This is a genomic window from Pseudomonas serbica (genome assembly GCF_028823535.1).
GTDB classification, from domain to species: Bacteria; Pseudomonadota; Gammaproteobacteria; order Pseudomonadales; family Pseudomonadaceae; genus Aquipseudomonas; species Aquipseudomonas serbica.
In genome coordinates, this window is the sequence record NZ_JAQIYM010000090.1 from 806,521 (window position 1) to 833,153 (window position 26,633).

A 26,633-nucleotide genomic window follows, 5' to 3' on the forward strand; every position below is an offset into this window, starting at 1 on the left:
CCTTCACAGCAGGGCTACCAGGCCCATTTGATGGCCCCTGCATTTTCTTGCTCGATGATGGTTCGATCCACGCCGGCGATGTGTTGCGGAGTTCGAAAACGTTCCCAGCGGGTGCGCTGAGCACCACGAACCCAGCTGGTGGTCTGCACGAAAAGTTCGAAATCCCTCTGTGTCGAGTGATTGGCTGGGCTGACGCCGGTCGTCGTGACAGGAAGGCTGGAGTGGCCGCCAGTGTCACCACCGCCATCCAGGCTAGCGATATCAAACTGGCGGTGATGAACGTCCTTCACGACTGCGGTGTGACGGTTCACGACGCCGAACCCAAAGGTTTCCTCGCCATCTGTGCCGATCACGGATTGCTGACAACGGATGTGAAAGGCGGTTTCTACACCGAAGCCCAGTTGATGCAGGCCTATACCGAATTGCGGCTTGAAATTTTTACCTACAACCAACTTCTGGGACGCTACCGCAAATTGCTGGAGGCTAATCCAGGCAAGGCCTTGTTTATTGGCCGCTGTGAGTACGCATCCCTCGACAAAGATGCCTATCTGTATCGTGTGCACCGATACGATGGTGAAAGCTTCAGTACGGCGCGTATCTACGACTTTGACCGGGACGCCTACAACACTTGCACCGGTGGCTGGGATTCGGAATCCTTCGTCGAGACCTGGCAGCACATCCAAGCGCCGGTGTTCGTTGACCTGGTTGATCGAACGCAGGGCTGGTGAGGGATCGAGAGAGTCGACACTCCTCCGCAGGAGGCTGGCTCTTTCCCTTAGCGCCACAGATCTCCAGCACAACTTTTCAAGGAAATTGCCAATGACCATGTTTCCGGACAATCACTACGCACACTGCGCCCATTGCGGTGAACACGAAGGGATGGGGCTTGCCTCGGAGCATGGGCGTGGCTTCGTACTGTGTTTTTGCGGGGCTCGCGGGCCAGCAGTAAACCGCAGTGATTTCGTGGACAGTGCCAGTAAGTTTGATCTGGATGGCTTCGATGCCGCTACTCGCCGCGCATGGAACACCCGCGCTGGCTCGGACGGGCGTGCTGAGCTTGAGGAAAAGCTCGTCAATGTGGGCAACCGGATGGCTGTTCACATCGAAGCCGGCAATGAACCTCCAGAAGGGATGTTTAAAGAGCGCCAGATGTGGCTAAGTTATCTCGTCGGTGAGGCGCTCAAAACAGACCAGGTGCCACTTACGCCAGGCTGGCACGCAGAGTCTGCGATGCAGGCGCTTCCACGTGGTTGGTATTGGGCACCGTTCCCCGGCGATTGGGTTTGGTATTGCCCGGAACGGAACATGGCTTCCGGTCTCTTTCATGGCGATACCAAGTGGCACGAGCTTATGTCCAAACGGTATTGGGGGCCATGGGTTAAGCCACCGACTGAAACTGCAATCCCTGAAGATCGTAAGGAACAATAATGAGCGTTACCGTGCAGTTCAGCATTTCGGCTGTGAAAGCCTGGGTCATGGCCGCCGTTGCGGTGGTCGCTTTCATGGCGTTGTTATTCATCCCGGCGATCAGTCAGGATCCTGCCTACCACCTGTTTGTTGACCACCGGCACCTGCTGGGCGTCGACAACTTCTGGAATGTGGCCTCCAATCTGCCGTTCATCACGCTGGGCGTGTCCGGCCTGGTTCTGACGTGCATGGTCAAGTTTCGGCAGGCCTGGCGGTTCGCCGGCAAAGAGGCGACTTCTCTGTTCATCACGTTCTTCATCGGCATCCTGCTGACTGGGCTCGGATCAGCGTACTACCACTCCAATCCGACCAACCTGACCCTGGTATGGGACAGGCTGCCGATGACCATTTCGTTCATGGCCTTCTTCTGCATGGTGATCGGGTACCACGCGAGCATGCCGCTGGCCAAAGCCTTGCTTGGGCCGCTGCTGGTGCTGGGTATCGGCTCGGTGGGCTACTGGTGGTACACTGAAGGGCAGGGCCATGGCGACTTGCGTCCATACGTCCTGGTGCAGTTCCTGCCCTTGGTTTTGGTTCCAATCCTCATTAGCAAGACCAAGGCCGAGTTCTTGAAGTCGAAAACGATCTGGCTGGTGATCGTGTACTACGCCACAGCCAAGGCCTGTGAGCACTGGGACGGCGCGATCTACGAGGCCTTCATGTACGTCAGTGGCCATTCGATCAAGCACCTGGTGGCGGCTCTGGGCGCCTATGTGGTGTACGTGCACCTCAAGCGCGATTTTCGGAATGCGCGGGCGGCGCTGGTCGCGGGATAACGGTTGACACCCCCACCAGCTTCACCACAGCCCGCTTTGCGGGCTTTGTCGGTAGGAGAGGGCCATTTACAAACCAGCAGCCGACCCTGGATTAGCTGTTAACCAGACAGGACGAGAAGATGGGACACAAATACTACGCTGTCGCGAAAGGCCTTAACCCCGGCATCTACGAGTCCTGGTACTACGGCGCGTACGAACAGGTACATGGCTTCCCAGCGGCTCGCTATCGCCGGTTCTCGACCCACGAAGACGCCGCCCGATGGATCAGGCAGTTCAACAATCCGAAACTGTCTGTTTTCAGCGTTTTCACCAAGGAACAACTGGCCCGTGTTGGCGTCGCCACGATTGTGATGATGCAACCGCACGGGAAGGGGATGGGGGATATCGTCTTGCTCGGCAGCAACATCTACGATGGCGAATGCAAAATGGCAGCCACGGAACGTGGATTGGCCGAGTTCTTCACGGCTGAGCATGCCGCCTCCGGGGTGCCCGTGGTAGAGACCAATATCCTTCGGGGCGCGGAGCTGTGTTTCGATGAAGAAGACTACCTGCTCTAGCCGATCCAGGTCAGGCGGTAAGCCAGGGGCTGCGAATCTTACTTTCGCATTTCTTCCGGGTGGCGGCACGGAATCCCAATCCACTGCTTGCCGTCCTTGTGCATGCTGTACGGATTGAAGAACTCTTTCAGGTGGTGCGATTCGCTTTCAGGGTCGCAGCTCAGGCGTTTATTCTCAGCTCGGCGAAAAGCGCGGTGCCACTTGGCTTTGTCGAAGGATTCGGAGACGGCTGTGGTGTGGCCGATTATCGGGGTCTTGCGGCGTGATCTGCTCATGTTCGGTACCAGGACTCTAGGAGCACGCCACTCGCGAACTCGCCCTGAATTCAACAGAGCCATCCAGGTTAACAGAGCCTCCCAAACAATCAAAATAATTGTGCGGATGCTTGCTAATTAACCCCTAGCGTAATACTATCTTCCTCAATGACCCATTCAGCAGGAAGCCTGGTATGTCGACCTCCAAACGCACCACCGTTAAAGACAAGACCGCATCGGAGCAGCGTCCTCGACTGACCTTTGCCGCTGTCAACGACGCGCTGGCCAAGATCGGCGCAAAAGAGCGTTTGGTCAAAGGGAATGGCTACCTGTACTTCACCGGTGGCGGAGCGGCCAACTGGTCGAGCTGCTCGGTGATGGTGCCTCGCTTGAGTGATTACACCTTGGATGAGTGGCTCATAGTCTGGCGCAACATGCGTTCCGAGGCTGCCCGTCAGCTCGAGTACTCCTTCACGGGCACTTGGTAGGTTAAGCAAGTTATTTGCTGAGTATTGACTATGTAGTTGCGCCTTACGCAAGGAGCAACTACAATCGGATCATTACCTCAGGATAAGCCTCATCATGACGATTAGATCCCCCGGCGAAATCATCTCTTCTGACATCCTGCCCCATATGAATGTCCGGCCTTCAGAACTGGCAGTGGCCATGGGCATGTCTCCCGCCAGCATCAGTCGGATTCTGACCGGCAAGGCCGCAATCACCCCGGAGACAGCCATCCGCCTCGAGAAGGTACTCAACGAGAAGGCTGATTTCTGGATGAGCCTGCAGACCTCCTACGATCTCGCCAGAGCCAGAACTACGGTGGATGTGACCTCGCTTGCGCAGTTGGAGGCAAAACCAGGCCTGCACAGCGCCAGGGCCTTGCTCAAGAATATTTTCGAGCGTTACGTGGGCACTGACCGGAGTATTCCGCTGACCGATCTTGTGGAGGTCACTGAACTGTGTGGCGTCGAGCCGTTGTTCATGCTGATGCGCCAGGTGGATCCGGAGCGCAAGCTTTTCGATTACCCGGCGACTAAAATGGATCGAGGTATTCACGGATTGCCGCTGTTGGAAGGCTATTTCAAGACCTTCTCGTTTTCCGAAGATTGCGGGATTTTGGATGAGGATAATCTGCTTTCTCAGGAGTTTATCGCCTCGGTCTACAAAACTTTCAGTGGAGATTTCCATGGTCATGCGCTGGTTGCTTATGATTACCAGCTGAAGACTGAGGGTGTTCTTGTTTGGGTTCTGTTGAACAAGAAGTATGTTCCTATCTCGGCTGACATGCTGGCTCTTCAAGAGACAATCAATGCTCCGGTTTCTTGCTACGTCAAACCTGGGCGCAAATGGTTCGGGGAGGGGTTTCTGCTGACCGCTTTTATTGCCGATAAGAAGCGTCTAAGCCCACTTAATTTGAACGTCATCCGCGACGAACTTAAGGGCCTAGCAGCGAAATGGCGTAATCACCCATAAAGCAGGAAGCGAAAAATGAAAATTCACGTCTTCGTTGCTCAACGTAAATGTGCCTATCAAGGTGAATACGGCATTGAAGCCATCGCTTGCATGTCGGAATACGAATAAGCGACAACCCGGAATACCTCAAGGGTGAGCTGGTTAAAGCGCGCAAGTCGGACGAATTCGACAGCGTCGAAATCGTCGAGCTGGACGTTAACGAGAAAGACCTGACCGCGATCCTGTTTCCGGCAAAGTGCTACAACCGAGAGAATTCGAAACCTCAATTTCAGGGAAATTGCTATGAGCCGTGATGTCGATGTGTTGTTTGAGCTGCTCCAGGAAGCCTGTGGTAAGCAATTTGGTTTTGCCTCGGAACGAATCTCGGACAACCTCCAATACATGGGGCCATTGCACGATGGCCAACATCGCTTCCGCGATACACTGTCCCACGCAGAAATTCATCTGACCTTGAATCCTTTGTCTGCCGCGCTTTTTGAGCGACCAGGTCAGCCAGAACTGGATTGGTCAGAAAGTCTGCTGACCGAATACCGAAAATCCGATGATCAACTTCAGGTTGAGCATGATGCCCGGCTGGCAAACATACGGCTGACCCTTGAGTCGCCATTGTGGGCCACTCACGGTGCGTACATCCGCTCCTTGTTCCCTGAGCAGCCGAACCAGGTTACCGGGACTGAGCCGTTTATTGGGGCTTACAACCTGGTCGGTGAGCTGCTTGGTCAGGCAGATCCGGAATTCGTCGCTTTTTCTAAGCGAATGGGAACTCCAGACGTTCAAGAACTCACGTTTTACCTGATTGATGTCTACAAACTCGAAATTGAAGACCAGATCTGGGTGGCGATTAAAGAGAATCCCAAGCTCAAGGCTATCGTGAAAGTGACTGACGAGGTTCTGCTGGGTGTCAGCTCAGCAGACAAAGAAGCTAAGCGCCTCGCTGGGGAGATAGAAGAAACACTCCCTGCACATCTTCAAGGGGAGGGCGTCGCAAGCCAGATCATAATCCTGACCATGCGAAATAGATCGATGATCGCGTCGTCGGAACCAGAACCACCCTCGCCGGCGCCGTAAGATCTTCGCTGACCCAAACTTAATAATCCGAGGGGCGACGAGCATGGCCACGTCAAAGCAGGGCTTCAACACCGAGCTGTTCCGCGTCTTGCTGACTGCTGGACTTGGCGGTGAGATGACCATCGAGGTGGTTACCATTCCCGCTCGGAAAGGGGCGGTGGTATTCGACACCGCTCATGGCAAGCGAATCAAGGTCGAGGCATTGGCCTGTGTGGAATGCGTGGCTTCCAGTACCGGGATTTTGTGTTGGGTTTACGTCGACGCTCCGGAAGACGTTGACGCCGCCATAACGCTCGCCTGGGAGGCCGCCAGGAATAAAACAGCTCAGGCACTGGCCGAAGCGCAAGCGTGCTTCACAGCGGCTCACAGCAAGCCAAAAATCACTCGTAGTAACTGGGTGGCCGAGTAGAAGCCCTTACCGCTGAGCATTGACCCACGCCTGGCTGATTAGTCAGGCTGGAAGCATGCACCAAAATTCCAAGGAATTCGTTATGAGCCGTCGCACCGACGCGTTGTTCGTCATACTGCAAGAAGCCTGTAAAGCGCAGTTTGGTTTTGCCCCGGAGCGCATCTCGGACAATCTCCAGTACATGGGGCCACTGACTGGCGCCAGTCATCGGTTTCGCGATCACATGTCGCATTCTGAGATCCATTTGTCACTGAACCCGCCGACAGCCACTCTCTTTCAGCGTGAAGGTGAGGATGAGCCAGATTGGCCAGAAAGCCTGTTGCAGGCCTACTGCAAATCCGATGAGCAGCTTCAGGCGGAGCAGGAGGCTTGGGATGAGAAGTTGCGTTTTGCGTTGGCGTCTCCGTTATGGGCCAGCTACAGCGCTGACATTCACGCCATGTTCCGTGATCATCCGACCTACAACGGCTCCGCCCCAGTGCCAAGGGTGGGTGCCTACGATCTCGTTGTAGAGCTTTCAGCAAAAGGCGACCTTGAGTTGGCTGCTTTTGCCGAAAAAATGGGGACTCAGGATCTCCACGAGCTGTCTTCATATCTTCTTAAGGCCCACCATCGAGAGGCGGAGCTGGAAGTCTGGGATTTAGTGAAGGATCACCCGAACATTCAGGCTATCGAAAACCTGATCGACCAGGTGCTGGCCGGCGATAAAGCGGCTGACAAAGAAGCCGGTCGCCTTTCAACCGAGATGTTCCCGTTGCTGCCTCAGCATCATCTGTCACCAACCACTGAAAGTCTTCTCATCGTCCTGGTGATGCGTGACAGATCGGCCCGGAAAGCTGAATCAGCACGCGCTTCGGCGCCATCACAAAAGGCGGACGAGCCGTCCATGGAGCCGTAGGGCTTCCAAGCGATTCACCTTTTCACCGAATAGCTCGAGCAGAGCTCCATTTTTCCAAGGATTTCTTTATGAGCCGTCGCATTGAAGCGCTGTTTGTCGTTCTGCAAGAAGCTTGCAAAGAGCAGTTTGGTTTTGCGCCGGAGCGAATCAAGGAGAACCTACAGTACCTGGGCACAGTAGGTGACAGCTCACTCTTAGATGCCATCACTGGGGAACTCAACGCGAACGCTGTCCATCGTTTCAGTGATCGCGTTTGGGGTGCCGAAATTCAACTGTCCTTGAACCCGGTTAATGCGACCTTGTTTGAGCGCCCTCCTATGATGCCTTGGCCGGAAAAATTGCTAGCTAAGTTCGGAGACGCTGAAATTAATCGATTTAATGAAATCTTGTCTGCGCAAGCAAAAAAGATCGGGCAGATTTGGCCGGAAAAAATGCTGACCGAGTATCGAAAAACGGATTTGGAGATTAAGGCGGAGCGTGATGCCAGGGATGCCAATGTAAAATACACCTTGGAGTCGCCGCTTTGGGCATCGGTTGGCCCATTCGTACGAAGTCAATTCCCCGGCCATGAGACCTCCGTCGCTGGAGCTATGTCAGCTATCAGTCTGTACCGTCTGGTCGAAGAACTGGCAGAGAAGGGTGATCCAGATTTCGTGACCTTTGCTGAACACATCGGCGCGAAGACGACGGAGGAGCTCTCCTGGCATCTGGAGATGACCTATCGGTGTGAACATGAGATGGCGGTATGGGAGAAAATCAAATCCCACCCAAGCGTCAAAGCCATCGATATTTTGCTCCCCGAGCTCAACTCCGGAAGCCGTCATGCCAAAAGCAAGGTCGAAGAGCTTGCGTATGAAGTGTGTGACAGCCTTCCTCAGTATGAGGAGGTGGCTGTGGATAGCCACCTCATTATTCTTCTGGTGACGCGTAACCAGGTGGCGAAGCAACCGGTGCAGATACCAGAAGACGATTCTCCGGCGCCATAAGGCTTCCGCAACACTCGAAAGGCCTGGGATTCCCAGGCTTTTTCTGTTTCGAACCCGGCAGAAAATTTGTGCGATGGTGGCCTTGCGGTAATCTCTAGAGTAATACATAATCTGTTCATCGGGCTTACCCTCGCAGTAGGGCGCCGCCATCATTCAACGCAAGAGGCTACGGTATGGAGATCAAGGGATTTTTCGTCGACTGGAATGGCTCTACTCGCCGAACCGAAAATCCAGGCCCAGGCTACACGTGTCTGGTCGACCTTGAGCGTAACCATGTTGACGTGGTTGATGGTGGAAGTTTCGTGATTTTCGAGTGCACCTACTTCCCGACTCTGGAAAGTGTTGTGGCAGCGGACATTGAGATCAAATTGCTCGATTTCCCGGACATCATTCGTGCCTCGAGTGAAGGCATCATTGTCGAAAATTGCGTATTCGAGGCTGCACCCGAAAGCGCTACAGCGCCGGACGCCGGCGAAAACCACCTCTAAACAATAAGGGTAAATTGTGATGCTCAAGCCAACTGAGAAAGAAATCTCCGAAGCTGGCGACTGCGTACTAATCCTGGATACAGGCCCCCTGGACTCGGTCGATAACTCTGCGGTCGAGCAAGGTGTGCGCCAAGGCTGGGACATGGCAGCCCGGAAGTTCACCTGGACACCAGAAGCGCCAACCGAGCCCGGTCTCTATGCGGTCGCGGAAAAGTTTGGCGATACTCCGCCGCGCACTGGCGTGTACACCGTCGAGTACGCCAAGGATGATCGCTTGATCTACGGCGGCACCCGCTACGTCACCGACGCCCCTGTTGGCACCTTGTGGCATCGCCTGTCGCCTCTGCCGGGTTGATGACAGCGTAGCCAGACGCTTCGCGCTGGAGTGGCGACTTCTCTCTAGCCTTATCGTCTGGCGTGCCTCCATATGGCTGGATTGAAATCCACCATGCCATTACAATGCCAGCCATCACAGAAAGGTAGTCGTCATGAGTTTGTTGAATCGATTGAAAGACCTGTTTTACTGGGGAACCGTACCGGTGGAGCCAGCCAAAACACCTGCCGGGGCCTATGAGCCCTATGCAACGATCATTGAGTCGTCTCTTCGCGGCATCAAGGCCGACGACTTGCGCCATGATCCTGTCTACAAGGCGCCACATTACGTGGTTCGTATGTGCAATACGCTGGTCGAAAAGATCCATGAGGCCGGCAATTCGACCGTGACCCTGGAGTCGTTGGTGCGAGTTGAGCGCAGCGCCGCAGGCCATACCGATTACCATCGCCGGTTTTCGCTGTATTGCTCCGAACTGGCTGAGCAAGGCGCCGCTGAATCAGGTGCGGGCACGCTCGTCGCCCGGTAACCGCTGTACGACTGAGACCTACCAGCCGCTATTTGGCCCAGAGATAAAACCCCGTTAATTCGGGGTTTCTTCGTTTTAACGCTTGTAATTAATCTCTAGAGTGATACTATCTAACCCATAGAACTGACAGGGATCACCTCAGATGAGTGTCACAACCCAGATGCTGATCGACGCTGGCTTCGAAGTCATCGCCGGCGCCGATACAACCCTTCGCAAGCGTATGCAAGCGTGCGAAATGCCCTATTTCAACGAGCACGTAGTCGATGAGGTCAATATCGGGCCTCAGGATCTCGCGGTGCTGACGGTCAGCGCTGATCGCATGGTGGAGTTCTCGGTGTTCCAGAGTGGCAGCGACCATACCTCCAGCACCTCTGGGGTGCTGTATCACGAACCTCCTGTGTCCATCGATTCGGAGGAAGGCCTGGGCATGCTGGGCGACGCCGGCGTGCAGATCGGCCAAGTGCTTGAGGCCTTGGTTGATGGCTTTAATCTCGTTCAACTGCCAGATTTGGTTGACCGTTTTGAGGCTCCTGTCGATGTAAGTCGCTTGCCGGTATTCGGCGCCGTTCAACCATTTGGACTGAATCCTCATGAAAAAATCTGAAATCAAAAAAGGTGGCTTCTACAGCGATGGAAAGCTCGGCGTTCGCGAGGTGCTGGATGAAGGCGCCCAGTACAAGCTGTACGACGCTGTCACCGACACCGATTGCCTGCGCTATCGCGTCTTGAGCGGCCAAGCTGGTTCCCCCAATGAGCAGCATGGCAACATGACTCGTACGTCATTTGCGACCTGGGCCAAGGCTGAGATCCCCGCTGAGCAGGTGGAACGCTTCCTGATCGACCTGCAGGCTACAAAAATCCTGGGCAAGCTCACCGAGCCGCAGCGGGTCTTCCTGAAGGGTTTTGACTCGGATCTGACAACCACTGAATCAAGTGAGTGCGGGCGCTCAGAATTCCGAGCGGCGGTTGCCTGCCGTGACAAGGGACTCATCGCTGAGATGCCGGCCAGTTTGGCGCCAAATGAAAAGTACTTCGACGTCGTCTTCACTGAGCTTGGTCTGGCTGTGTTGGCCGGCGTGTTGAAGCCGGTGGCGGTGGAGTAGGTCTGATGGGACTGCCAGACTGGGTCAGGGCGGAGTGCCGCAAAGAAATAAGCAAGCCAACGCCGTCAATGAAAGACCGCGTTGATCGGGTGCACGCGGCGGCTCTCCGTTGTGGATACCTGCATGATCATGTAACGCGTTCATACGTCTGGGTCGGGGAAGGCCCTGAGCCATGGGAAGATCCCCGCCGTCGGAGTGGCACAAATGCTCAGTGCTAAGAAACAAATGGAAATTTCGCTGGTCTGCCACGCCACTGTCGGTAATTGGATGGCTTCCATGTGCAATCCAAAAAACCGTGGTTCCGCGTTCACCTGGGAAAAGTTTCCAGAAATGATGGAAAAGCAGTGTAGAGGTCAGGTTTCCTTGCAAGTCCCTATGTCCGACCTGATCCGAGAGCGGTGCCTGGGGCATGCCGAGCAGACAGGTCGGAAAATCGCCGAGAACTGGGTCAAGGAAATGACCGAATAAGCACCCAGACCGTGATAATGGCTCGCGGTAACCATACCAATCTGTGAAGGAACTACGATGACCGACGAAAAGCCAGAGAGCTTGCCAAGGCTTCCCCCGATATCGAAGGATGAAATCCACAAGCTCCTGAACGACCTTAAAACCTCGCAAGGTCAGTTCGCAAAAGATAGACCCCCTGTCGTGTTGGTGGGGAATTATGAAAGCACCCAGCAGGCGATCAAGCTTGCCGAGATGGCTGATCCATGGTTGAAAGACTCAATCTTGCGAGGGCCGGCTTTGCAGGCGGCAGCGTCACGTTACCGGAAGGTCTTCTATGAGGCGGGTGGCCCTAATTCATCCGTTGAGAAGGGCGAGGTAGCTATGGCCGCAGCCATTGGCCTTTACGTCACGCTGGTAGCTGATCTGCAATACCGTGATGACCAGGAGAATTCGAGAAAGCAGCCTTCACCAGCCGCCGAGGCTTCAAAGGGTCTACGGGTTGCTGCGGCGTACCATCGCCACCAGGCGCAGACGTTTTTGGAAGAAGAGGGGCGCCTTCTCCGGATTTATGAGTCGCATGGCGACATGGAAAGTCGCGAAATGGCGAAAGACGCCAGCGATAAGGCAAAGATGCATTTGGACGCTGGCGTCGACATGCTGCTGATGGCCATCGGTAATGCTCCAGAATGCCTCGATGATGCCTTCGGCGCATTTGAGAAAGCCAGGGCAAAAATCCTGGGTTGAGCCTTGTTAACCGTGAGGATTACATGGAAATGACTTCCAGCCTGATTGCGTACCACGGGACGAACTTCGAATTTGACCGGTTTGACAGCAAAATGCTCGGTGTGAGCTGCGACAACCCGACGACGCAGATGGGTTTCTTCTTCACTGATGTGGTTGCCGGTGCCTGGCGCTGGGCGAGCAACGGCTACGAAGCGGGCCGTGCTCCGAACACACCATCGGTTGTTGCCGCTGACCTCGGCGGCCTCAAGCTCAAGACCATCGCACCCAAGAAGTTTTTGTACTACCTGCGAACAGCGCGTGGGGAGACCATTTGGCGGCACCTGTGCAAGTGGAAGTCGACAGGTTACGACGGTTTGCGCATCAAGCTTGAAGACGAGGAGTGGTTCTGCGTGTTTGAGGCCAGCAAGATCAAGATTGTGGGCCGGGAACGTACACCGCCAGCCAAACCCGAAACAGTGCCCCTGAAGGATCTTCCACCACCGAAGATGCTGAACATCCCGCCAATGCCAAAGGCTGTTCAAGCTCAAGGTTAAGGCGCCATACGAGTTGTGCAGGCGGTGCTTGCACTTTTGAGTGCCTGGGGAGGGCGTGGTAAGGAGAGAATCGTCGTTTCCAGGCGCAGGAAATGATAAACCCACCATGATTTACGGTGGGTTTATCATTGTCGCCTGGCTCCAAACGTTTGCATCGTCGTCTGGAAAGAGGAGCTCCACTCGATCCAGCACTCTGGCAATGCAGCAGCCCTTGGAAATCACCAGATAGAACCTGGTGCCGCAGTAGCCCATCAAGGCCAGCACGTGGCCGGTCTTGATGCCGTACTTTGATGTTACTCGAAGCGGCGCCGAGGTACCAACAGCTGCGTCATAAGTTTCACCACCGGCGCGGCCCAGGTAGTCTGGCGCCACCCCAACACAACATTGCGAGGAAATTGTCATGAAGCGAGACACATTCGAAATCTGGTACCACATGCACGGCTCCGCCTGGGATGCTGAGGTGCACACCTGTGACAAGACCGAAATCACAGGTGATGACATGGAAAGCGTGCGCAAAAAGTTCCTGGATGAGAATCCGGGTGCGACGATCTACTCCATCGACGTTGTGTGAAGCCTATTTCACGCGTTTTCTGGAAAAATCGTAACGGCTACCGCAGGCCATCGAGCTTTACTTCATCATCGAAAAGCCTTGACGTGGCGAAAATTCACGCGGCAAAAACGACAATCAATTTGGTTGAATTTCTACAATTCAACCAAATTGAATACATCCTTCTTATTCGAGGTGGCCAATGAGCACCGCAGACTGCAAAGAACTCCTGGTCGAAGCCTATCCGGACACCAAGGCCAAAGAATGGAAGCGCACGGCGAAATACTTGAACGGCTTTGATGTCGAGATCCGCGTGTTCGCGCACCCCGTTGTCGGTACGGTGTTCGTCGACGAAGAGGAAGGGGAGGTCATCACTGATCCAACCTACTTCGAAACGCGTCAGAAGTCGGCGCTGAAGCCTTCGGACTTCTACTTTTCCATCGACAGCAGCCATGACTGTGACGACCAGCTTCAGGTCTACCTGGTGCTGAAGGACTTCTACGACAAGTACGGGCATGTCGAGTCGACGCACCTCCACAACGCAGTCAAAGGCTTCTTCCCGAAAGGCCTGGAGTGCGACGAGGAGATGGAGGCCTGCTTCGCCATTTACTCGATCACCGATCCTGAAGAGCTCAAGCAGATGTTCCTGGACAGTGGCTTCGCATATGCCACATTCATGGAATCCGAAAGCGCATGAGCACCGTCGACCTTGGAGCCATTGCGGTCGAACACTTGTAAGCCTATAGGCTTACAAAATCTGGCTTTCTGTACGCCTGTAGGCATACAGCAGAGCCGGCACGAGCCAGGTCGCTGGCTCGAGAGGATCCCGATCAGAAAAAGAAAAGGCGCCATGGGGGCGCCTTTTTTTGCTCGTGCTCGCACTCAAGCTGGAGGCAAATCTGCCTCTACATCAGCGATGGTGTAGACGATGACGTCGTCTTCGTTGGTCGGCGAATTTTCAACAGCAACCAAGATGTCATCCACCGTCAGCTCACCAATATGCTGGGCGAACTCGGCTTCTTGAATCCCACGCAGGCGCAAGGTGTAGTAGATCGCCTTCAGTTCATCAGCGTGCAAGATGATGTCGATGCTCTGGCGCTCTATCACAGCCTTACTTGCGACATCTGGCTTGCTCAGCAGCGAAGTGTTGGCCAGAGCTAACGCGGCAGTCAGACGCTCACGGGTGGTTTCAATGCGGAACGGTTCTACTTTGTGCATGAGGGGTTCCAATTCGGGGGAAAAAGGTCGCGGCAGTTATTCGCAAATATTGCCAATACTTCAGGTCAGTAAAGCACATCGGGATAGTTTCAGAAACCAAAAACTGGCCAAATTCGGTTGCACCGCGAGACAAAATTAATGATGGCAAATGTTGCATGTATTTGTGATTGAATGTTGCCATCGGGTGCCTATAGACTGATTGAAGAAACGGAATTATTGGAGCTGCAAATGACAACGCCAACACCAACGAACAATACGGCTCAGGTTTATGAAGGTCTGGACGTAACCCGTGATCACCCGGACGTCTTTGGTGACCCTGTTTTTGGTGTTTATCGCCGCCAACAATTAGAAACTCCATTCAAATTGATGGATCTGGACGGCTATTTCGACCGCTATCCGCGTGAACGGTTTGTGATAACCGGGACTTACAAGGATGTCCCCCACAATCCTCGCGCAAATGCTGATCCGGAACTGATCTTCAAGGGCACCATTCACAGACATCAGCTTGTCGAAATGCATGACGGCATCCTCAACCATGCTACTGGTTCTGCGGCTCCAGCCGGCATTGCGGCAATCATGAAATCGGAAACGGCTTTCAGCGAGGTTTCCAAAAAGGAATTCTCGGAGAGCTTTTTAAAAGCAATTCAGACTCCACAGGCCGTCCCATTTCTTGCGATACATGCATTGTCTCACGCCGTAAAGGCCGGGGAGTCGAGGTCGTCGGTATTGAGCATGGAGCAAGGATTTCTGGCAGATATGTTGTGGGATCTTGTGAATCATAATAGGGGCAGACACTTTCTCCTCTCGGGGAAGGAATTCACCACCGGTACTTGGGCATCTAGTCCATTGACGCCCGATGAACTGAAAGCTCTCCCGTATGTCGCCGGCCTGTATCGGGAGGTGTACGACGAGATGGGACAAAACCACGCAGCGCATGCTGCGCACGCTAAATCGCTGGTCGCGAAGGTGGCGGCAGCGGGATACCCAACAGCAGCTGCAAGCATCGCTGAGTTGAACGGCCTTGAATTTCCGACCAAGAAGCCGGCTCGCCGGGTCGATCTGGACGATGGGCCGAGCATGTAACCTCACTACTAATGAAAAAGGCGCCCCGGTGGCGCTTTTTTGTTCCTGATCGTAATCATGCTGGGCGAAGTTGGCGATTCTGGCCATTTCGGTTCCGCCGAAAGACAGACATTTGATGATGGCATATTGATGATGTACTTGTGGTTTTTCGAGTTGTATCTTGTCAGCAGCTGACTTTACACTGGATGAAGAAACTGAATTTTTGGAGCTGTAAATGACAACGCCAACAAACACTCTGACCACGATGTATGGAAACCTGGACGTTACCCGTGATCATCCGGACGTTTTCGGCGACCCTGTATTTGGCGTTTATCGTAAAAAGGATCTGGCTTCTCCTTTCAGATTTCACGAACTTGACGGGTTTTTCAATCGGTACCCTGTCGAGCCAGTCGCGTTCCGGGCCGACGGTACACAGCGGTTTTACGATGTGCCGTTCAACAAGAATAGGGGCGATACGGCAGAGGTCGTTTTCAAAGGCGAGTTAAAATTCGAGCAGCTTGATGAAATGCGCGAGGCGATCCTCAACCATACAGGGGGATCTACGGCCCCTTATGACGTTAAGGCAGTCATGAACTCCGAAACGGCGTTCAAAGAGGTTTCCAAAAAGCAATTTGCGGAATGCTTTATTGGTGCTATTCAGTCACCTCAGGCTGTGCCATTTCTGGCATTACTAGCGTTGTCGCATGCTGTGAAATCCACAAACGATGACGAAACATTGGGGCGGGAACAGGCCTCGCTAGGCGCCATGTTTTGGGCTGGTTATGGGGATCATCCACGGCGCTCTGAATTTCTGTTTTCTGGCAAGGAATTCACTGTCGGGAATTGGGCCTATAAACCACTGACTGCGGATGAATTGAGGGCTCTCCCGTATGTTGCCGGTGTGTTTCGCGAGGTGTATGACGAGGTCGGCCAAAACCACGCTTCCCACGCCAAGTCACTGGTTGCGAAGGTGGCGGCAGCAGGATACCCAACAGCTGCTCGTGTGCTGGCTGAGTTGAACGAGATCGAACTTCCGGCCAAGAAGCCGGCTCGTCAGGTTGACCTTGACGACGGCCCAAGCATGTAACCTCAGCACAATTGAAAAAGGCGCCCTGGTGGCGCCTTTTCTTTGTGTGTGCTTAAGCGTCCTGGCTCGGCCAACGGGCTTCAAGCTGCTTGACCAGGGGAATCCCCGACTTGATCGACAAAACGTCGCTATCGGCGTCTGCAGCCCTGTACAGGTCGGCCCATTCAGGCGGAACACGCTTTAACCGAGACGGTGACATCCTTGGCAGGATTTTTCGAGCCTGGCCTTTGTACAAGAGCATCTTCAAGGGATCGAAAATGGTCTTATGAAAGGTCTGCCCCTCGGGGAGAGGCTCGTTCCACAGCACCTCGCGGACGGCGTTGGCCAGTTCCCTGTGTGAGTCCTTCAGGCCGGTGTACTCAGCACCATGGTCGCGGAGAAGCTTTGCAGCTTCTTCCTCCGTGGCTACCCTGATTGCTTTGCCTTCAACCAACCACACCCACCAGGCGGACTGGATGCTGATTATTTCTCGTTTCGCCAAAGTGTGTTCCTCGAATTGGCCAGCCTTGCGCTGTGAATGGGCTGGGGAGCAGCTTACTGACCTCGTCAGCCACATCGCTTGGCGTCTTGCCATTGAGCAATTGGTAAAACGCGGCCTTTGAATCCTCGAGCGATTCGCCTTTGTACACCCGCTGCTGGAAGTGTTCATTGAGCCGGTCGATGTCTTGGCGGAGCTTTTCGCTCTCATTCGGCGGCAGGGTCTCGTAGAGCGTGTTCAGTGATGCCGTCAGGGCCTCATCAGAACTGGCATCGATTTTTGGTTGGGAGCAAGCGGCCAGAAGAGCGAAAACAGACAGCAGAAGTGCTTTACGCAGCGGATACATGAATCACCGGAATGAATGTGTTTTTGTTATCCTTGTCAATATATACGCAATATCAGCTTCAAAACAGAACCCGCTCAGTTTATTCGGAGAATTTAATGGCAACACTTAAAAGATCCACGCTGGTTTCGACGGTAGTCGTCCTTCTTGGCGTGTCTGCGGCTTGGTATGTAAGCAACAGTAACGTCTTGAAGGCCCCTGCTGCCCCACAAAAGGTCGAATCGCGCCATGACGACAAGATCATGGCCACGCTGAAGATCCTTCAGAATGACGTGAGTGTCACGTCGATCCAGAAGTCGGATATTGCCGGCCTGTACTCCGTAGAACTGGCCAGCGGTCGCCCGCTGTATGCCACCGAGGATGGGGCTTATATCTTCGCAGGAAACCTCTTCAAGAATGTCGACGGCGCCATCGTCAACGTCACCGATGAGGCCCAGAAGAAGGTTGCAGTGCAAAAGCTGAAAGGCCTGAAAGAGTCGGACATGGTGATCTACCCGGCTGCCAACCGCAAAGCCACCATCACGGTATTCACGGATGTTGATTGCCCGTATTGCGCGAAACTGCACGACGACGTGCCGGCGCTGAACGCTCAGGGCATTGAAGTCCGATACCTGGCGTTCCCGCGTATGGGGCTGGAGAGCGAGACCTACCAGAAGATGGTCAGCGTCTGGTGTGCGCCAGATGCCCGCAAGGCTATGGATGATGCCACTGGCGAGACCCCAATTGCGAAACTGACATGCGATAACCAAGTGGCGGCGCAGTATGAACTCGGCAAGTTGCTGGGTGTGCGCGGTACGCCGACCATTTACCTGGAGAGCGGTGAGATGATGGGTGGCTACAGCCCACCGGATCGTTTGGTTCCAAAAGCGCTGGCTGGCAAAGCACAGTAATCACCTCGAGGCTGCAGGATTTAGGGCCTGCAGCCGTTTGCCGCTCGCTTGAGGGTTTCCAATGTTGCTCGACTTTATAATGTCTGCCGGCGCTGTACTTTTCGCATTATTGGCCTGCGCAATTTTCTTCCCCAAGGTCTTTATCGGCATTGTGATGTTTTTTGCCGTGTCTATGGCCGTTGTTCACATCGGTGAGCGAATGGATAAGGACAAGGCAAAAAAGGTGCGCAAAGCTGTTAACAAGCGGTATCCAGAGGCTTCTGGAAAGCACCTGGAGGCAATAGCTGACAGGGTGATGTCCGGCGCAGACATAGATAGTTTTGCCGTGGAGAATGATGTTCTTTGGTCTGTTAAAGATCGAAAACGAAGCTACTGGCGGGCATCAGGCAACTGGAAAGATGAGTCGATGAGCACTGAGGCCGCGAAGCTGTACGAAGCAGAAAGGCTCGAAATTCAACAGCGTTACCCGGACTTCGGATTTACTGCTGCGGAAGTGCATGATCTCAGCATCCAGTTGTACTTCAACTGGCAGATTACCAATGTGGAAATGAAGGAAAAAAGCGTAGTTGTGGAGTTTCGGCGCCGAGGGGATCACCGGCGCGTGGTGTACGGTCGCTAGGGTTTACCGAACGATGCCTAATTTATGAAAAAAGCCCCGACGATCACTCGCCGGGGCTTTTGCGTTTCTGGCATCAACCGGAGTCGGCGGAACCCTTATCTGTGAGCGTAATGTCGGCTTAACCGACTCTTGAGTTCATCCGTCGAGCAATGTTTGCCTTGAGCGTACTGGCCTGAACTGGACGCTAGTATTTTCACCAGGGCGATTGTCTCTTCGCGGCGCTTGCGATCCGCGTAGGACTCGACCACATAGGCAGGAATGCCATTTTGCGTAATCACCAACGGCTCATCCAGGGGCAGCTTGGATGCGTGTTTTTTCAAAAAACTGACTGTCTCAATTCGCATGGGCAAACATTCTCGTGATGTTGGTCGGGTCAACTATAAGACTATCACGGTAGGCGGCGGTGCCGTAGCCGCTTCGCGGAGAAGTCGACTTGCTTCCTGCTTGCAGGACTGCCCTAGTTCGCCTGTAGTGGCAATTGACAACCATTGTTTGGTCGGTATAATTCGAGAACTTCACTGACACCGCCAACAAGGCTCTGGTTCAGTGCTTTCGGCCCAGGCTACCGACAGCTGGTGCTGGTCATGGATGCAACGGACTGGAACATTTCATGCAAATTGCGACGAAGGTTGTAACCCAGATTGTCATCACCGAAGCCAAGGGTAAAAAGTACGGTTTCAGCACCATCACTGTGATGTTGGAGGACACCGCGCACCACGCCGGCAAGATCTCCATCACTCATGACGGCAAGACCTGGAATGGCTACTGGGGCAGCATGGGGTCGACCATTGTGCCGTTTTTCATCGGCTGCGATTCCACCTACCTGGGCGGCAACCTCGGGGCCCCAGCCTCTAGTGAATACGACTTCAAAGCCACCGAGCGGGAAGCCAAGCGCTACCTCAAAGAGCGCCGCCGCGATAAGGAAATCGATCTAGAGGCATACCAGGAACTGCTTTCCAAGATTCCTGGCGGCATGCGTGACCCCCATCACGACGGCTCGCTTCTATCTGCGGTGTTCGGGCCTGACTGGCCGCACTGTCTGAAGTCCAAGACCACCGAACAGTATCTGCACTTCATCGAGATGGTTGAAGTTGTGCAGCAGGCCTTGCGTCAGATGACGAACACGCCGACAGAGCAGGGCGCTCAGGCGGCATAAACCACGTTCAACGATAATTCGCGGCAGCCGCACAATGGTGCCGCCTACAGGAAAACCTTGATGCACATCATCATGATTACCGGTGGCGCTGGCGCCGGCAAAACGCACTTGCTCCAGACAATCAAAGCCATAGGAAACGTGTTCCTGGTCGATCCTCTGTCGGTTGACGTGTTAAGCGCCAAGACCTGGCGCCAGCCCCCCAATGACACGGTCATTGTCGCCTTCGACCACATCAGCAAGCTGAAAAACGCGCCGGCGCAGATCAAGGAAGCGATTGATTGGTGCAGCGAGAACCACATCGCGCTATGCCTGTGTGACCAGAAGCGAGCGGACATCGAAGCTCTGGTAATCGACACAGCCCGCTCGACGGTTGAACTCAACCTCGACTCCGCCTACACCATGAAAGTGAATGGAAATTGCACGGAGCTGGGTGATCAGATGCTGGCGGCCAGCTGTGTGATCGACCTCGCTGCCAAAGGAATCTCCCAATGAGCCGCCTTGAGCTGTCGAGCGAAGGCTATCATCGGCTGCACATAGTCGCCGGCATGGTCTTCATGTCCAGCCTGTTTCTGACGGTGTATCTGGTGATCTTCAAGCTAGCTCCGGCGTTCTCTTGGAGCATGGGCACGCCTTCGGGTACCTGTCAGCATTACGGCATGATTGATGCGATCTTCGCCCTCAACGTCCTGGCGTCCTTTGTCAGCTATGTGCTGATGTCGATGGCGATGCACCGGAGCAACGAAAAGCGGTTCGAGGAGAATGCGCGGGCCTTGTGCAAAGAGAAAGTGAAAAAATAGGCTTGCAGGTATAACGCTAGGGGTTTATTATTCTCACAGTCAGAGAGGTTATCTGCCGCTAAGCAGCCAAAGGAATTCGAATGCGAACCGTACTGAGCACAACTTTCTTGCCCTCTCTGCTGGCTGACGTCAAATCAGGCCGGATGATGCCTGCAGCGATGCAGCGCCCCTATCAGTGGGACAGGAGCGACGTTGAGGCCTTGTGCGATTCGATTCTGTCAGGCTTCCCGGTGGGCGGCATGCTGATGTGGCAGCCAGAAGACAAGGCAGATCTGTCCAAGATCGCCAAAACCCGGTTGGGGCCAATTTCTCTGTCCAACGATGGCGAGAAATGGAAAACGGTGGCGCTGTTGCTCGATGGTCAGCACCGTCTGGCTACCTTGGCCTGGCTGATGCTGGAAGGGCCGGCGCCAGCGCTGGACTACTCTCCCTCGGAACATATGTTTCTAGGCAATCAGTGCCTGGTGCTGGATCTGGCTTCGCAGTCCATGAAGTTTGTCAGTCATAAGGTCGCAAAAAAGACGATGTGCCTGCCGGCCTGGACGGTCATGAGCAGCGTCTCTACGGAGATTTATCAGCGGGCCATGAAGCTGCTGCGGGAGATGGATGCTCAGGAAAGAGAAGGTGTCGAAGAGATGGCCGATCTTTTTGGCCGGGCCTCCGAGGCTTTCGGCAACGCCCGTGTCACTTTGACCGTGATTGTCGATGCGACCCCAGAGGAAGCCAAGCACGCCTTCCTGAGGATCTGCCGAACCGGTGTGCCGATGAGCGAAACTGACTTTGACCGGGCGATGGCCTGGGCAGCCGCTTAAATTCAAGAATAAAATGGAGCTGTTCGATGCCAACCATCAAATCCCTGCATACCTGGAAATTCACTGATTCCACGCGATTCGCCTGGCGTGAAGGCACCGACTGCGATCAGTTCGCCGGTGATTTCGTCAGGGAATACCCGTTCTTCCAGGCCAAAGACGTCAAACGCGGCTTCCTGCGCGAGCAGCCGGTGTATTCCCCGTACCGCAAGACTTACGTCAATTCGACGGTGATCAATGCCGAAGGCCCAGGCACCCCGGTGGTGTACGCCCGGATGAACATCAAGGCCACTGTCCCTCGGCAGGTGGCATAGGATGGTTAGCGATAAAGCACGCAAGAAGATCACTCGCTTGATGCACGCACACCAGGAATGGTTGAGCAAATGGCACAAGCGAAGCGGATTGTTCATGGAGTACACAAGCCCTAGGGGCAAGTCGATGACATTCTCGGCGTATTGCTTCGAGGTCAACAAGCACATGGACAAGACCATCGACAAAATCGCCAAAATTGTAAAAGAGGACAGCGGTATCCTCACCGAGCCTGCTGGCAAGGCGAAAGCTTGATCCTCGTCAAAACGTGTAGGGAGTAGCAATGGGAAGCAGGGGAACCTACTGCGAAATGCAGGGCGAACATGTGCCGCTGATGTATCGAGATCAGCGGAACCACATTTGCATCAACAAAGACCAGCGCAAGCATTTTCGTGGTGCGACAGCCGTACTGAAAATTGAAGCCTGCGTTGAGCTTTTTGGGACGTTCCGCGATGGGGGGACGTACGCTTCTTATCCGTCCCCCTATGATCTGGCAATGAAGTTCCAGGGTCGGGTAAACGCCTGGCTCAAAGACAGACTTACCCGAGAAGGTGAGCGGGTAAGGATCGTCTATAAGTACGAGCTTCATGTCGAGGAAGAAGAGCTTCAAGGCGATTTCTGCGGCGTTTACAAGAACAGTTCGGGTTGCAAGTCAGCGGTGATCCGCCGTATCCAACGGATGGTTGGCCCAGCCTTGATCATTGAGGACAACACCATCCGGAGCCGAAGAAAGCTCATCCGGAATTGGAAACGAGAGCAGTTCAAGGCTGCCTGGGCCTATTACCAGGAGCGGGTACGTGAATTCGAAGAGAAACAAAAGCAGCAAGAGCAGCCGGCGAGCCAATCGTAAGGCCTGTATCCAAGCGGCCTAGATGTTTCATAAGCAGTGCACTGAAGGATTAGGAGCGATCAAATGCCAAGAAAATTTGCCAACTCGGCGCCAGTGAAGGCCGCAGCCCGTACTGCTATGGATCAGCTTAAAGCCATGCCTGCAAGCGAACTGCTGGATTTCGGGGCGCAAACCACTGTCCCTGATGACGAGGCCACGCTTAGCCCGCAAGACGCTGAGTGCCTGGCGGCCTACGACCAGATGCACCGTGAAATGGCGGAGCAGCGTGAGCAGGAAAATGCGGTGCTGGAACAGGTTAAGGCGATGGTCTCGCCCAAGGTCTTCGACCAGATCAAGGACACGCTCAGTGATTCGAGCTATACGCACAGCTACCTGATCGCGGCGGCGCCTCTTGGCCAACCTCAGGACGAATCCTTTGACCTGGGGGATGTGTACGTTGATCAGACCACCAATGGCGGGATGTCTGGCGATGACTATGCCGGCACGATGAGCATGCCGTTGCCCGATGGTCGGTACTTTCAGTTCTGTTACGCCTGTTAAACGCTGAGCCCATTTGGCTTGTTGCGCACAAACCCTATTTTGAATGTGAGGCTCAGATGAGCAGTAAAATCGAAGCAATCAAGGCCGCTGTAGATCGTCTGGATACTACTGAATGTCGCGGCATCGTCGTGAACAAACAGGCCTTGGCTGAGCTGCGCTTCCTGGTTGCCGGCGCCGTGGCCGATGGTCAAGGCCATGTAGCTGCTGAGATCGTTGATTACATCGTGCCGAATCCCCATCAGCGCCTTTGGTACGGCCCGGAACTGGCCCGCTTGCCAGTCGGAACGCAGCTCTACCTGAATCCAGGGGAGCAGCCTGACGTGGTGGCCTTGCGAAAAGATTTGGCCAATACCGATCAGTTGCTGCAATCCGCCGAACGTTCTATCAAGAACCATCGTTCGGCGCTTGGCGCCGTACAGGAAAGTGATGCGGAAAAAACAAAGTTGTTGAATGCGCTGATCCGCCGCTTGGGCATCGACGGCGTGTCAGCGATCACCGGCTGCAGCTACACCCACCCGTCAAACGATCTTGAAGAAATGATCCGTAATGGGTTCTTGCTGCAAGAGCTGGCTGAGGAATTTGATATCACGCTCAAGCCTGCAGAAGCGGCGGTCGCGGAATGAGGAACCATCAGTTTCTAGCCCGTTGGCCGTCGGGCCGTGGGACTGGCTTCATAGGACTTTCGCGCAGCCTTAAAATGGCCCTTCACAGTACTGGCCCTCTAGCCCTTGCGGATCATAAGTTTGAGGCGGTTCCGGTCACAGTGGCGAACACCACCTCTCTGCGGGATGGATCTCTGGAAGCCTGGTCGACCTCCGGCAGCCTTATCGGGCCTATGTTTTTGCACGTCAGCCAGGTGTTCGACACCGAGGCTGAGGTAGAGGCGGACATCAACGCCGCGATTCAATGCGTAATCAACTCCAAGTTAAACGCAATCGACGCGCTAAAGCGCGAGATCGAAATTCTAGAAGCTAACAAAATTCAACTGGTGCAGCCATGACTCGTAAAATCGAATTCACGCCGGAGATGGTGGAGCGGATCCTGAGCGAGCTGGCCCAGCACCACAGCTCAGATGAGAGCGGAACTACGCGGCTCGATGACGAGATACGTGCGATTCTCGAAGCTCCTGTCGAAGTGCGCGAGCTGACCTGGGTCGAACTTGTCAATGCGGTTAGCGAAGTGCGCGGCAGTGAATTTACGCCAGATCCAGACTTTTTCATTGGCCATCAAATGACGGAAATCAACTTCAATTCGCTCAGGCGCATTGTCGAGAAATTTCGTGGTCAGACCGAGCAGTCAATCGCTGAGGTTCTGAAAAACAGCAAGCGCCTGGCCGAATTGGACGATTCGACCATTGCGAAACTGGGTGATCAGTTGAAAGCCTCCGTGCAGCTGAACACGGAACTGGTCGAGTTGCTGCGTGAGGTAAGCGGCAAGCTCCCACTGCTTTCAGACAAAGCGCTCTGGGCACGGATTGCAACAGTCGTTAATCCAGCGGTGAAGCCAGCTGGCCTGGCCGTCGAGCTTGAATCTCTTGTGATTCGTGATGAAATTGTGGGCGTTCCTCGCCGTCTTCTGGAAGCCATCAACAGCTACGAATGGCGCGGAGAGCTCGCTTCTTCAAATGCCATGTTCTTGAGGGGCATTCTTGAAGGGCGCATAACAGGGTACGAGATACAGCCAGCTGCTCCGGTACAAGGTGCAGCACCCGAACTCGCCGAATTTCAAGCCACCATCGCCCAGCAGAAAGACGATCAGGATTCTCTGCAGGAGGTGATCGACCTTACTGCCAAAGCAGTAGGGGACAATACTGGGCTCATGTGGATGAAAATCCAAACAGCGTTTTTGCGTGATATGCCAGAGATGCGAAAACGAATCGCCCAGCTGACGACGGAAAACGAGGGGCTGAAGTTTGGTCGGGGTGAGCCGGTGGCATGGGAATACAAGCGCAAAAATCAAAGCCACTTTGGTGAGCCTGATACCCATATCTCCTTTGCGAGCAAAACACTCAATGAATGTCGAGTCGGTTTAATCAGCGGCGAATACACACTCCTGTTTCCACGGGAGGACTATTTCGATTGGAAGCCACTATTTTACGGCTCGATGCCCTCGCCGGTGGCGATAGAAGCTGACGCCAAGATCAATGACTCGGGGACAAGCCAATGAACGCAAGCATTGAAATATCGAAGGAGCTGGCGCCGTGTCCGTTTTGTCAGTCGAGCAACGTGCATCTGACTCGCGACATGTACGACACAGAAGAGGGTCGCCGGGAAAGGGCACAGATCCGCTGCTGGGGCTGCCAATTGCTTACTAAAACCTTCAAGTCGAATTCTGAGGCTGTCGCGTACTGGAACACTCGCGCCGCCCCAGTCGTCGAGCGCCAAGAGCCTCTGCCAGGTGATTGTGAGCCTTTCCAGAAATGGGTGATGGCGACGAAACACCCTGTCTTCGGGTTTCTCGACGACCGATCTCTTGCTCGCAGCGATGACCTTCAAGGCTATGCTGATGAGTATGTCCAGGGTCTGTGGGTTGCGTACAAAGAGTTCGCCCTGCGGCCCGAGCCGGTATCGGTGGTTACCGAAAAGCTCAAGCAAGCCGTGCATGACAGTGCGCATGCTGAAACAGAAGAACAGCGAGTGACCGCCCTGGCGTATTGGCTTGATCAACAAGTTTTCGAAAGCGGGATGTTGAGCTGCGCCGCCGCAACACTTCTATCCTATCTCGACAGGTTCAAGGAGTTGCCTTGTCCAGTGCCGGTGGTGAAGCAAACCACTTGGGCGGACGTCCAGCCTTGGTATGAAGCGAACGAACAGATGCTGCGTGATGTGTGCCGCTTCGAGGGACTTAAAGGTGCAGCGCTTGAGGTATGGCGAGCAGCTGTAAGCCAGCCAGCGCCGCTTGCAGCGGGCCAAAACAAAACAGGGAATACCCATGAACAATAAGATCGAACTGGGGCGTGAAGTGCTGCAGCGCTGGGCCTATGATATGCGCCTCGTATCTCCCATCGGGCCTGAGTTGCGTGCGATCCTCGCTGCCCATCCAAACGCCTGGCCTTGCTGGAGCTGCAAGGTTCCAGTGACGATGGCGGGCAGGGCGGACGCGGACGGTGACTGCCCTCACTGCAAAGCGGAGTTGGACATTGAGCTTTGGCCTTTCCCGGAGAAGCCAGCCCAAGTCGTGGAGCGCCAGGGGCCGGTGGTATTTCAAATCGTTGGTCGGGAGTGCACACCTTCTGCGGAAATGGCAGCGGTCAAGGCTTACCGTAAAGTGCCTTGGGTAGATGACAAGATCCAGGAGCAGCCGAGCACCCCTGGCTTCTACAGCATCGAGCCCCTGATCCGGCTTAAGGATGCTCAGTCCGAGATAACAACGCTTCTGGAACAGCGCGACACTACTCAACAGTGTCTCGAGTTATCCATTGATCGTGAGGACGCGCTGCAGCAGCGTCTGGCCGCCGTCGAGCGGAGCAACGCGGCTCTTGCCAAATTGCTCGATGAAGCTCAAGTCATCGCAGGGCACTCTTTCTCAGAAGCATTCATAGCTGAAATTGAAGCGGCCCTGAAGTTCAACGAATCAGGATCAAGTGAATGAAATACGTAGTGACCCAAGATGAAGATGGAAAAGAAGAGATCTTCATCTTCCCGAAGCGCTACCACCATGACGATTTCGCCGACACCATAAATGGTCTCAAAACCTTCAAGAACGGCAACCCGGACGACTGGGAGCGGCAGTACAAGACGCCAATCGCGGCGGGCTTCACCGATGGCAAACACTGCAGCGGTCGCAGCGAAACCCTGAATCTCGATTCTCGTGGTCGCCTTGACGAGCTACTGATCGAGTAGAACCCTCAACCCTCAACCCT

45 protein-coding genes are annotated in these 26,633 nt (G+C 54.5%); 39 read left to right on the plus strand and 6 right to left on the minus strand.

Annotated features, from left to right (window positions below):
• Positions 1-221 precede the first annotated feature (221 nt).
• From NQL71_RS35050 to NQL71_RS35065, 4 genes are all read left to right on the plus strand, one after another.
• Entirely contained in the window at positions 222-728 is a 507-nt protein-coding gene (locus tag NQL71_RS35050; protein WP_274644200.1) for a hypothetical protein, read from the plus strand.
• Positions 729-819: 91 nt separating this feature from the next.
• Complete coding sequence (locus NQL71_RS35055; RefSeq protein WP_274644201.1) at positions 820-1,428, plus strand: hypothetical protein; 609 nt, start codon at positions 820-822, stop codon at positions 1,426-1,428.
• On the plus strand, positions 1,428-2,243 hold the full coding sequence (locus NQL71_RS35060) for a ceramidase domain-containing protein (protein WP_274644202.1): 816 nt from the start codon (positions 1,428-1,430) through the stop codon (positions 2,241-2,243). Before NQL71_RS35055 ends, NQL71_RS35060 begins: the two co-directional genes overlap by 1 nt.
• Before the next feature lie 119 nt (positions 2,244-2,362).
• A complete protein-coding gene (locus NQL71_RS35065) occupies positions 2,363-2,800 on the plus strand; it encodes an RNase H1/viroplasmin domain-containing protein (RefSeq protein ID WP_274644203.1) in 438 nt (145 codons plus the stop codon).
• Between the two features lie 38 nt (positions 2,801-2,838).
• Here the strand turns inward: NQL71_RS35065 and NQL71_RS35070 are convergent, their stop codons facing one another.
• A complete protein-coding gene (locus NQL71_RS35070; protein ID WP_274645083.1) occupies positions 2,839-3,075 on the minus strand; it encodes a hypothetical protein in 237 nt (78 codons plus the stop codon).
• A gap of 173 nt (positions 3,076-3,248) precedes the next feature.
• Between NQL71_RS35070 and NQL71_RS35075 the strand changes: the two genes are divergently transcribed.
• From NQL71_RS35075 to NQL71_RS35145, 15 genes are all read left to right on the plus strand, one after another.
• On the plus strand, positions 3,249-3,542 hold the full coding sequence (locus tag NQL71_RS35075) for a hypothetical protein (RefSeq protein ID WP_274644204.1): 294 nt from the start codon (positions 3,249-3,251) through the stop codon (positions 3,540-3,542).
• Between the two features lie 94 nt (positions 3,543-3,636).
• Positions 3,637-4,530, plus strand: coding sequence for a HigA family addiction module antitoxin (locus NQL71_RS35080; RefSeq protein ID WP_274644205.1), 894 nt, complete (start codon positions 3,637-3,639; stop codon positions 4,528-4,530).
• 86 nt (positions 4,531-4,616) lie between these two features.
• Positions 4,617-4,823, plus strand: a complete 207-nt coding sequence (locus tag NQL71_RS35085) for a hypothetical protein (RefSeq protein ID WP_274644206.1) — start codon at positions 4,617-4,619, stop codon at positions 4,821-4,823.
• Complete coding sequence (locus NQL71_RS35090; RefSeq protein ID WP_274644207.1) at positions 4,813-5,598, plus strand: hypothetical protein; 786 nt, start codon at positions 4,813-4,815, stop codon at positions 5,596-5,598. Before NQL71_RS35085 ends, NQL71_RS35090 begins: the two co-directional genes overlap by 11 nt.
• Positions 5,599-5,641: 43 nt before the next feature.
• Positions 5,642-6,007: a hypothetical protein gene (locus NQL71_RS35095; protein WP_274644208.1), complete on the plus strand. Its 366-nt coding sequence runs from the start codon at positions 5,642-5,644 to the stop codon at positions 6,005-6,007.
• Between the two features lie 82 nt (positions 6,008-6,089).
• The gene (locus NQL71_RS35100) at positions 6,090-6,905 is read left to right on the plus strand and encodes a hypothetical protein (RefSeq protein ID WP_274644209.1); all 816 of its coding nucleotides are present in this window, start codon (positions 6,090-6,092) and stop codon (positions 6,903-6,905) included.
• Between the two features lie 68 nt (positions 6,906-6,973).
• The gene (locus tag NQL71_RS35105; protein ID WP_274644210.1) at positions 6,974-7,891 is read left to right on the plus strand and encodes a hypothetical protein; all 918 of its coding nucleotides are present in this window, start codon (positions 6,974-6,976) and stop codon (positions 7,889-7,891) included.
• A 173-nt stretch (positions 7,892-8,064) separates the two neighbouring features.
• Positions 8,065-8,379 (plus strand): hypothetical protein, encoded by a 315-nt coding sequence (locus tag NQL71_RS35110; RefSeq protein ID WP_274644211.1) that lies wholly within the window; start codon positions 8,065-8,067, stop codon positions 8,377-8,379.
• A 19-nt stretch (positions 8,380-8,398) separates the two neighbouring features.
• Positions 8,399-8,734 (plus strand): hypothetical protein, encoded by a 336-nt coding sequence (locus NQL71_RS35115; RefSeq protein WP_274644212.1) that lies wholly within the window; start codon positions 8,399-8,401, stop codon positions 8,732-8,734.
• Between the two features lie 133 nt (positions 8,735-8,867).
• Positions 8,868-9,239 (plus strand): hypothetical protein, encoded by a 372-nt coding sequence (locus tag NQL71_RS35120; protein WP_274644213.1) that lies wholly within the window; start codon positions 8,868-8,870, stop codon positions 9,237-9,239.
• A gap of 142 nt (positions 9,240-9,381) precedes the next feature.
• On the plus strand, positions 9,382-9,843 hold the full coding sequence (locus NQL71_RS35125; RefSeq protein WP_274644214.1) for a hypothetical protein: 462 nt from the start codon (positions 9,382-9,384) through the stop codon (positions 9,841-9,843).
• Complete coding sequence (locus NQL71_RS35130) at positions 9,830-10,342, plus strand: hypothetical protein (RefSeq protein WP_274644215.1); 513 nt, start codon at positions 9,830-9,832, stop codon at positions 10,340-10,342. The genes NQL71_RS35125 and NQL71_RS35130 overlap by 14 nt, the downstream gene beginning before the upstream one ends.
• A 276-nt stretch (positions 10,343-10,618) precedes the next feature.
• On the plus strand, positions 10,619-10,810 hold the full coding sequence (locus tag NQL71_RS35135) for a hypothetical protein (protein ID WP_274644216.1): 192 nt from the start codon (positions 10,619-10,621) through the stop codon (positions 10,808-10,810).
• 57 nt (positions 10,811-10,867) lie between these two features.
• The gene (locus NQL71_RS35140) at positions 10,868-11,533 is read left to right on the plus strand and encodes a hypothetical protein (RefSeq protein ID WP_274644217.1); all 666 of its coding nucleotides are present in this window, start codon (positions 10,868-10,870) and stop codon (positions 11,531-11,533) included.
• Positions 11,534-11,556: 23 nt separating this feature from the next.
• The gene (locus NQL71_RS35145) at positions 11,557-12,066 is read left to right on the plus strand and encodes a hypothetical protein (protein ID WP_274644218.1); all 510 of its coding nucleotides are present in this window, start codon (positions 11,557-11,559) and stop codon (positions 12,064-12,066) included.
• A 111-nt stretch (positions 12,067-12,177) separates the two neighbouring features.
• On the opposite strand, the gene NQL71_RS35150 is transcribed toward NQL71_RS35145, so the two are convergent.
• Positions 12,178-12,468, minus strand: a complete 291-nt coding sequence (locus NQL71_RS35150) for a hypothetical protein (protein WP_274644219.1) — start codon at positions 12,466-12,468, stop codon at positions 12,178-12,180.
• On the opposite strand from NQL71_RS35150, the gene NQL71_RS35155 reads away from it, so the two are divergent.
• Positions 12,467-12,637 carry a hypothetical protein gene (locus NQL71_RS35155; RefSeq protein ID WP_274644220.1) on the plus strand — a complete coding sequence of 57 codons (171 nt, stop codon included), beginning with the start codon at positions 12,467-12,469 and terminating at the stop codon, positions 12,635-12,637. The two genes, NQL71_RS35150 and NQL71_RS35155, sit on opposite strands and share 2 nt — an antisense overlap.
• A 178-nt stretch (positions 12,638-12,815) precedes the next feature.
• Positions 12,816-13,310: a hypothetical protein gene (locus tag NQL71_RS35160; RefSeq protein ID WP_274644221.1), complete on the plus strand. Its 495-nt coding sequence runs from the start codon at positions 12,816-12,818 to the stop codon at positions 13,308-13,310.
• A 185-nt stretch (positions 13,311-13,495) separates the two neighbouring features.
• Here the strand turns inward: NQL71_RS35160 and NQL71_RS35165 are convergent, their stop codons facing one another.
• The gene (locus NQL71_RS35165) at positions 13,496-13,831 is read right to left on the minus strand and encodes a hypothetical protein (RefSeq protein WP_274644222.1); all 336 of its coding nucleotides are present in this window, start codon (positions 13,829-13,831) and stop codon (positions 13,496-13,498) included.
• 228 nt (positions 13,832-14,059) lie between these two features.
• Here NQL71_RS35165 and NQL71_RS35170 point away from each other — a divergent pair, with 228 nt between their 5' ends.
• Positions 14,060-14,914, plus strand: a complete 855-nt coding sequence (locus NQL71_RS35170; RefSeq protein ID WP_274644223.1) for a hypothetical protein — start codon at positions 14,060-14,062, stop codon at positions 14,912-14,914.
• 214 nt (positions 14,915-15,128) lie between these two features.
• Complete coding sequence (locus NQL71_RS35175; protein ID WP_274644224.1) at positions 15,129-15,980, plus strand: hypothetical protein; 852 nt, start codon at positions 15,129-15,131, stop codon at positions 15,978-15,980.
• 52 nt (positions 15,981-16,032) lie between these two features.
• Here the strand turns inward: NQL71_RS35175 and NQL71_RS35180 are convergent, their stop codons facing one another.
• Together NQL71_RS35180 and NQL71_RS35185 are read right to left on the minus strand one after the other, a co-directional pair.
• Entirely contained in the window at positions 16,033-16,413 is a 381-nt protein-coding gene (locus NQL71_RS35180; RefSeq protein ID WP_274644225.1) for a hypothetical protein, read from the minus strand.
• Positions 16,406-16,804, minus strand: a complete 399-nt coding sequence (locus NQL71_RS35185; RefSeq protein ID WP_274644226.1) for a hypothetical protein — start codon at positions 16,802-16,804, stop codon at positions 16,406-16,408. Before NQL71_RS35185 ends, NQL71_RS35180 begins: the two co-directional genes overlap by 8 nt.
• Positions 16,805-16,899: 95 nt before the next feature.
• Here NQL71_RS35185 and NQL71_RS35190 point away from each other — a divergent pair, with 95 nt between their 5' ends.
• Entirely contained in the window at positions 16,900-17,691 is a 792-nt protein-coding gene (locus tag NQL71_RS35190) for a DsbC family protein (protein WP_274644227.1), read from the plus strand.
• 61 nt (positions 17,692-17,752) lie between these two features.
• Positions 17,753-18,310, plus strand: coding sequence for a hypothetical protein (locus NQL71_RS35195; protein WP_274644228.1), 558 nt, complete (start codon positions 17,753-17,755; stop codon positions 18,308-18,310).
• A gap of 95 nt (positions 18,311-18,405) precedes the next feature.
• Here the strand turns inward: NQL71_RS35195 and NQL71_RS35200 are convergent, their stop codons facing one another.
• Entirely contained in the window at positions 18,406-18,654 is a 249-nt protein-coding gene (locus tag NQL71_RS35200; protein ID WP_274644229.1) for a type II toxin-antitoxin system prevent-host-death family antitoxin, read from the minus strand.
• 266 nt (positions 18,655-18,920) lie between these two features.
• Between NQL71_RS35200 and NQL71_RS35205 the strand changes: the two genes are divergently transcribed.
• From NQL71_RS35205 to NQL71_RS35270, 14 genes are all read left to right on the plus strand, one after another.
• A complete protein-coding gene (locus NQL71_RS35205; protein ID WP_274644230.1) occupies positions 18,921-19,466 on the plus strand; it encodes a phiTE_072 family protein in 546 nt (181 codons plus the stop codon).
• 60 nt (positions 19,467-19,526) lie between these two features.
• Positions 19,527-19,958, plus strand: coding sequence for a hypothetical protein (locus NQL71_RS35210; protein ID WP_274644231.1), 432 nt, complete (start codon positions 19,527-19,529; stop codon positions 19,956-19,958).
• Entirely contained in the window at positions 19,955-20,263 is a 309-nt protein-coding gene (locus tag NQL71_RS35215) for a hypothetical protein (protein ID WP_274644232.1), read from the plus strand. The genes NQL71_RS35210 and NQL71_RS35215 overlap by 4 nt, the downstream gene beginning before the upstream one ends.
• A gap of 80 nt (positions 20,264-20,343) precedes the next feature.
• The gene (locus tag NQL71_RS35220; RefSeq protein ID WP_274644233.1) at positions 20,344-21,075 is read left to right on the plus strand and encodes a DUF262 domain-containing protein; all 732 of its coding nucleotides are present in this window, start codon (positions 20,344-20,346) and stop codon (positions 21,073-21,075) included.
• 26 nt (positions 21,076-21,101) lie between these two features.
• Complete coding sequence (locus NQL71_RS35225) at positions 21,102-21,386, plus strand: hypothetical protein (RefSeq protein ID WP_274644234.1); 285 nt, start codon at positions 21,102-21,104, stop codon at positions 21,384-21,386.
• Position 21,387: 1 nt separating this feature from the next.
• Positions 21,388-21,636, plus strand: coding sequence for a hypothetical protein (locus NQL71_RS35230; RefSeq protein ID WP_274644235.1), 249 nt, complete (start codon positions 21,388-21,390; stop codon positions 21,634-21,636).
• Between the two features lie 28 nt (positions 21,637-21,664).
• A complete protein-coding gene (locus NQL71_RS35235) occupies positions 21,665-22,231 on the plus strand; it encodes a hypothetical protein (RefSeq protein ID WP_274644236.1) in 567 nt (188 codons plus the stop codon).
• Between the two features lie 63 nt (positions 22,232-22,294).
• Positions 22,295-22,771: a hypothetical protein gene (locus NQL71_RS35240; RefSeq protein ID WP_274644237.1), complete on the plus strand. Its 477-nt coding sequence runs from the start codon at positions 22,295-22,297 to the stop codon at positions 22,769-22,771.
• 128 nt (positions 22,772-22,899) lie between these two features.
• On the plus strand, positions 22,900-23,394 hold the full coding sequence (locus tag NQL71_RS35245; protein WP_274644238.1) for a hypothetical protein: 495 nt from the start codon (positions 22,900-22,902) through the stop codon (positions 23,392-23,394).
• A 140-nt stretch (positions 23,395-23,534) separates the two neighbouring features.
• Entirely contained in the window at positions 23,535-23,771 is a 237-nt protein-coding gene (locus tag NQL71_RS35250; protein ID WP_274644239.1) for a hypothetical protein, read from the plus strand.
• Positions 23,768-24,937, plus strand: a complete 1,170-nt coding sequence (locus NQL71_RS35255; protein WP_274644240.1) for a hypothetical protein — start codon at positions 23,768-23,770, stop codon at positions 24,935-24,937. Before NQL71_RS35250 ends, NQL71_RS35255 begins: the two co-directional genes overlap by 4 nt.
• A complete protein-coding gene (locus NQL71_RS35260) occupies positions 24,934-25,713 on the plus strand; it encodes a Lar family restriction alleviation protein (protein ID WP_274644241.1) in 780 nt (259 codons plus the stop codon). Before NQL71_RS35255 ends, NQL71_RS35260 begins: the two co-directional genes overlap by 4 nt.
• The gene (locus NQL71_RS35265; protein WP_274644242.1) at positions 25,703-26,362 is read left to right on the plus strand and encodes a hypothetical protein; all 660 of its coding nucleotides are present in this window, start codon (positions 25,703-25,705) and stop codon (positions 26,360-26,362) included. The genes NQL71_RS35260 and NQL71_RS35265 overlap by 11 nt, the downstream gene beginning before the upstream one ends.
• Positions 26,359-26,613, plus strand: coding sequence for a hypothetical protein (locus tag NQL71_RS35270; RefSeq protein ID WP_274644243.1), 255 nt, complete (start codon positions 26,359-26,361; stop codon positions 26,611-26,613). Before NQL71_RS35265 ends, NQL71_RS35270 begins: the two co-directional genes overlap by 4 nt.
• The last annotated feature ends 20 nt before the right edge of the window (positions 26,614-26,633 follow it).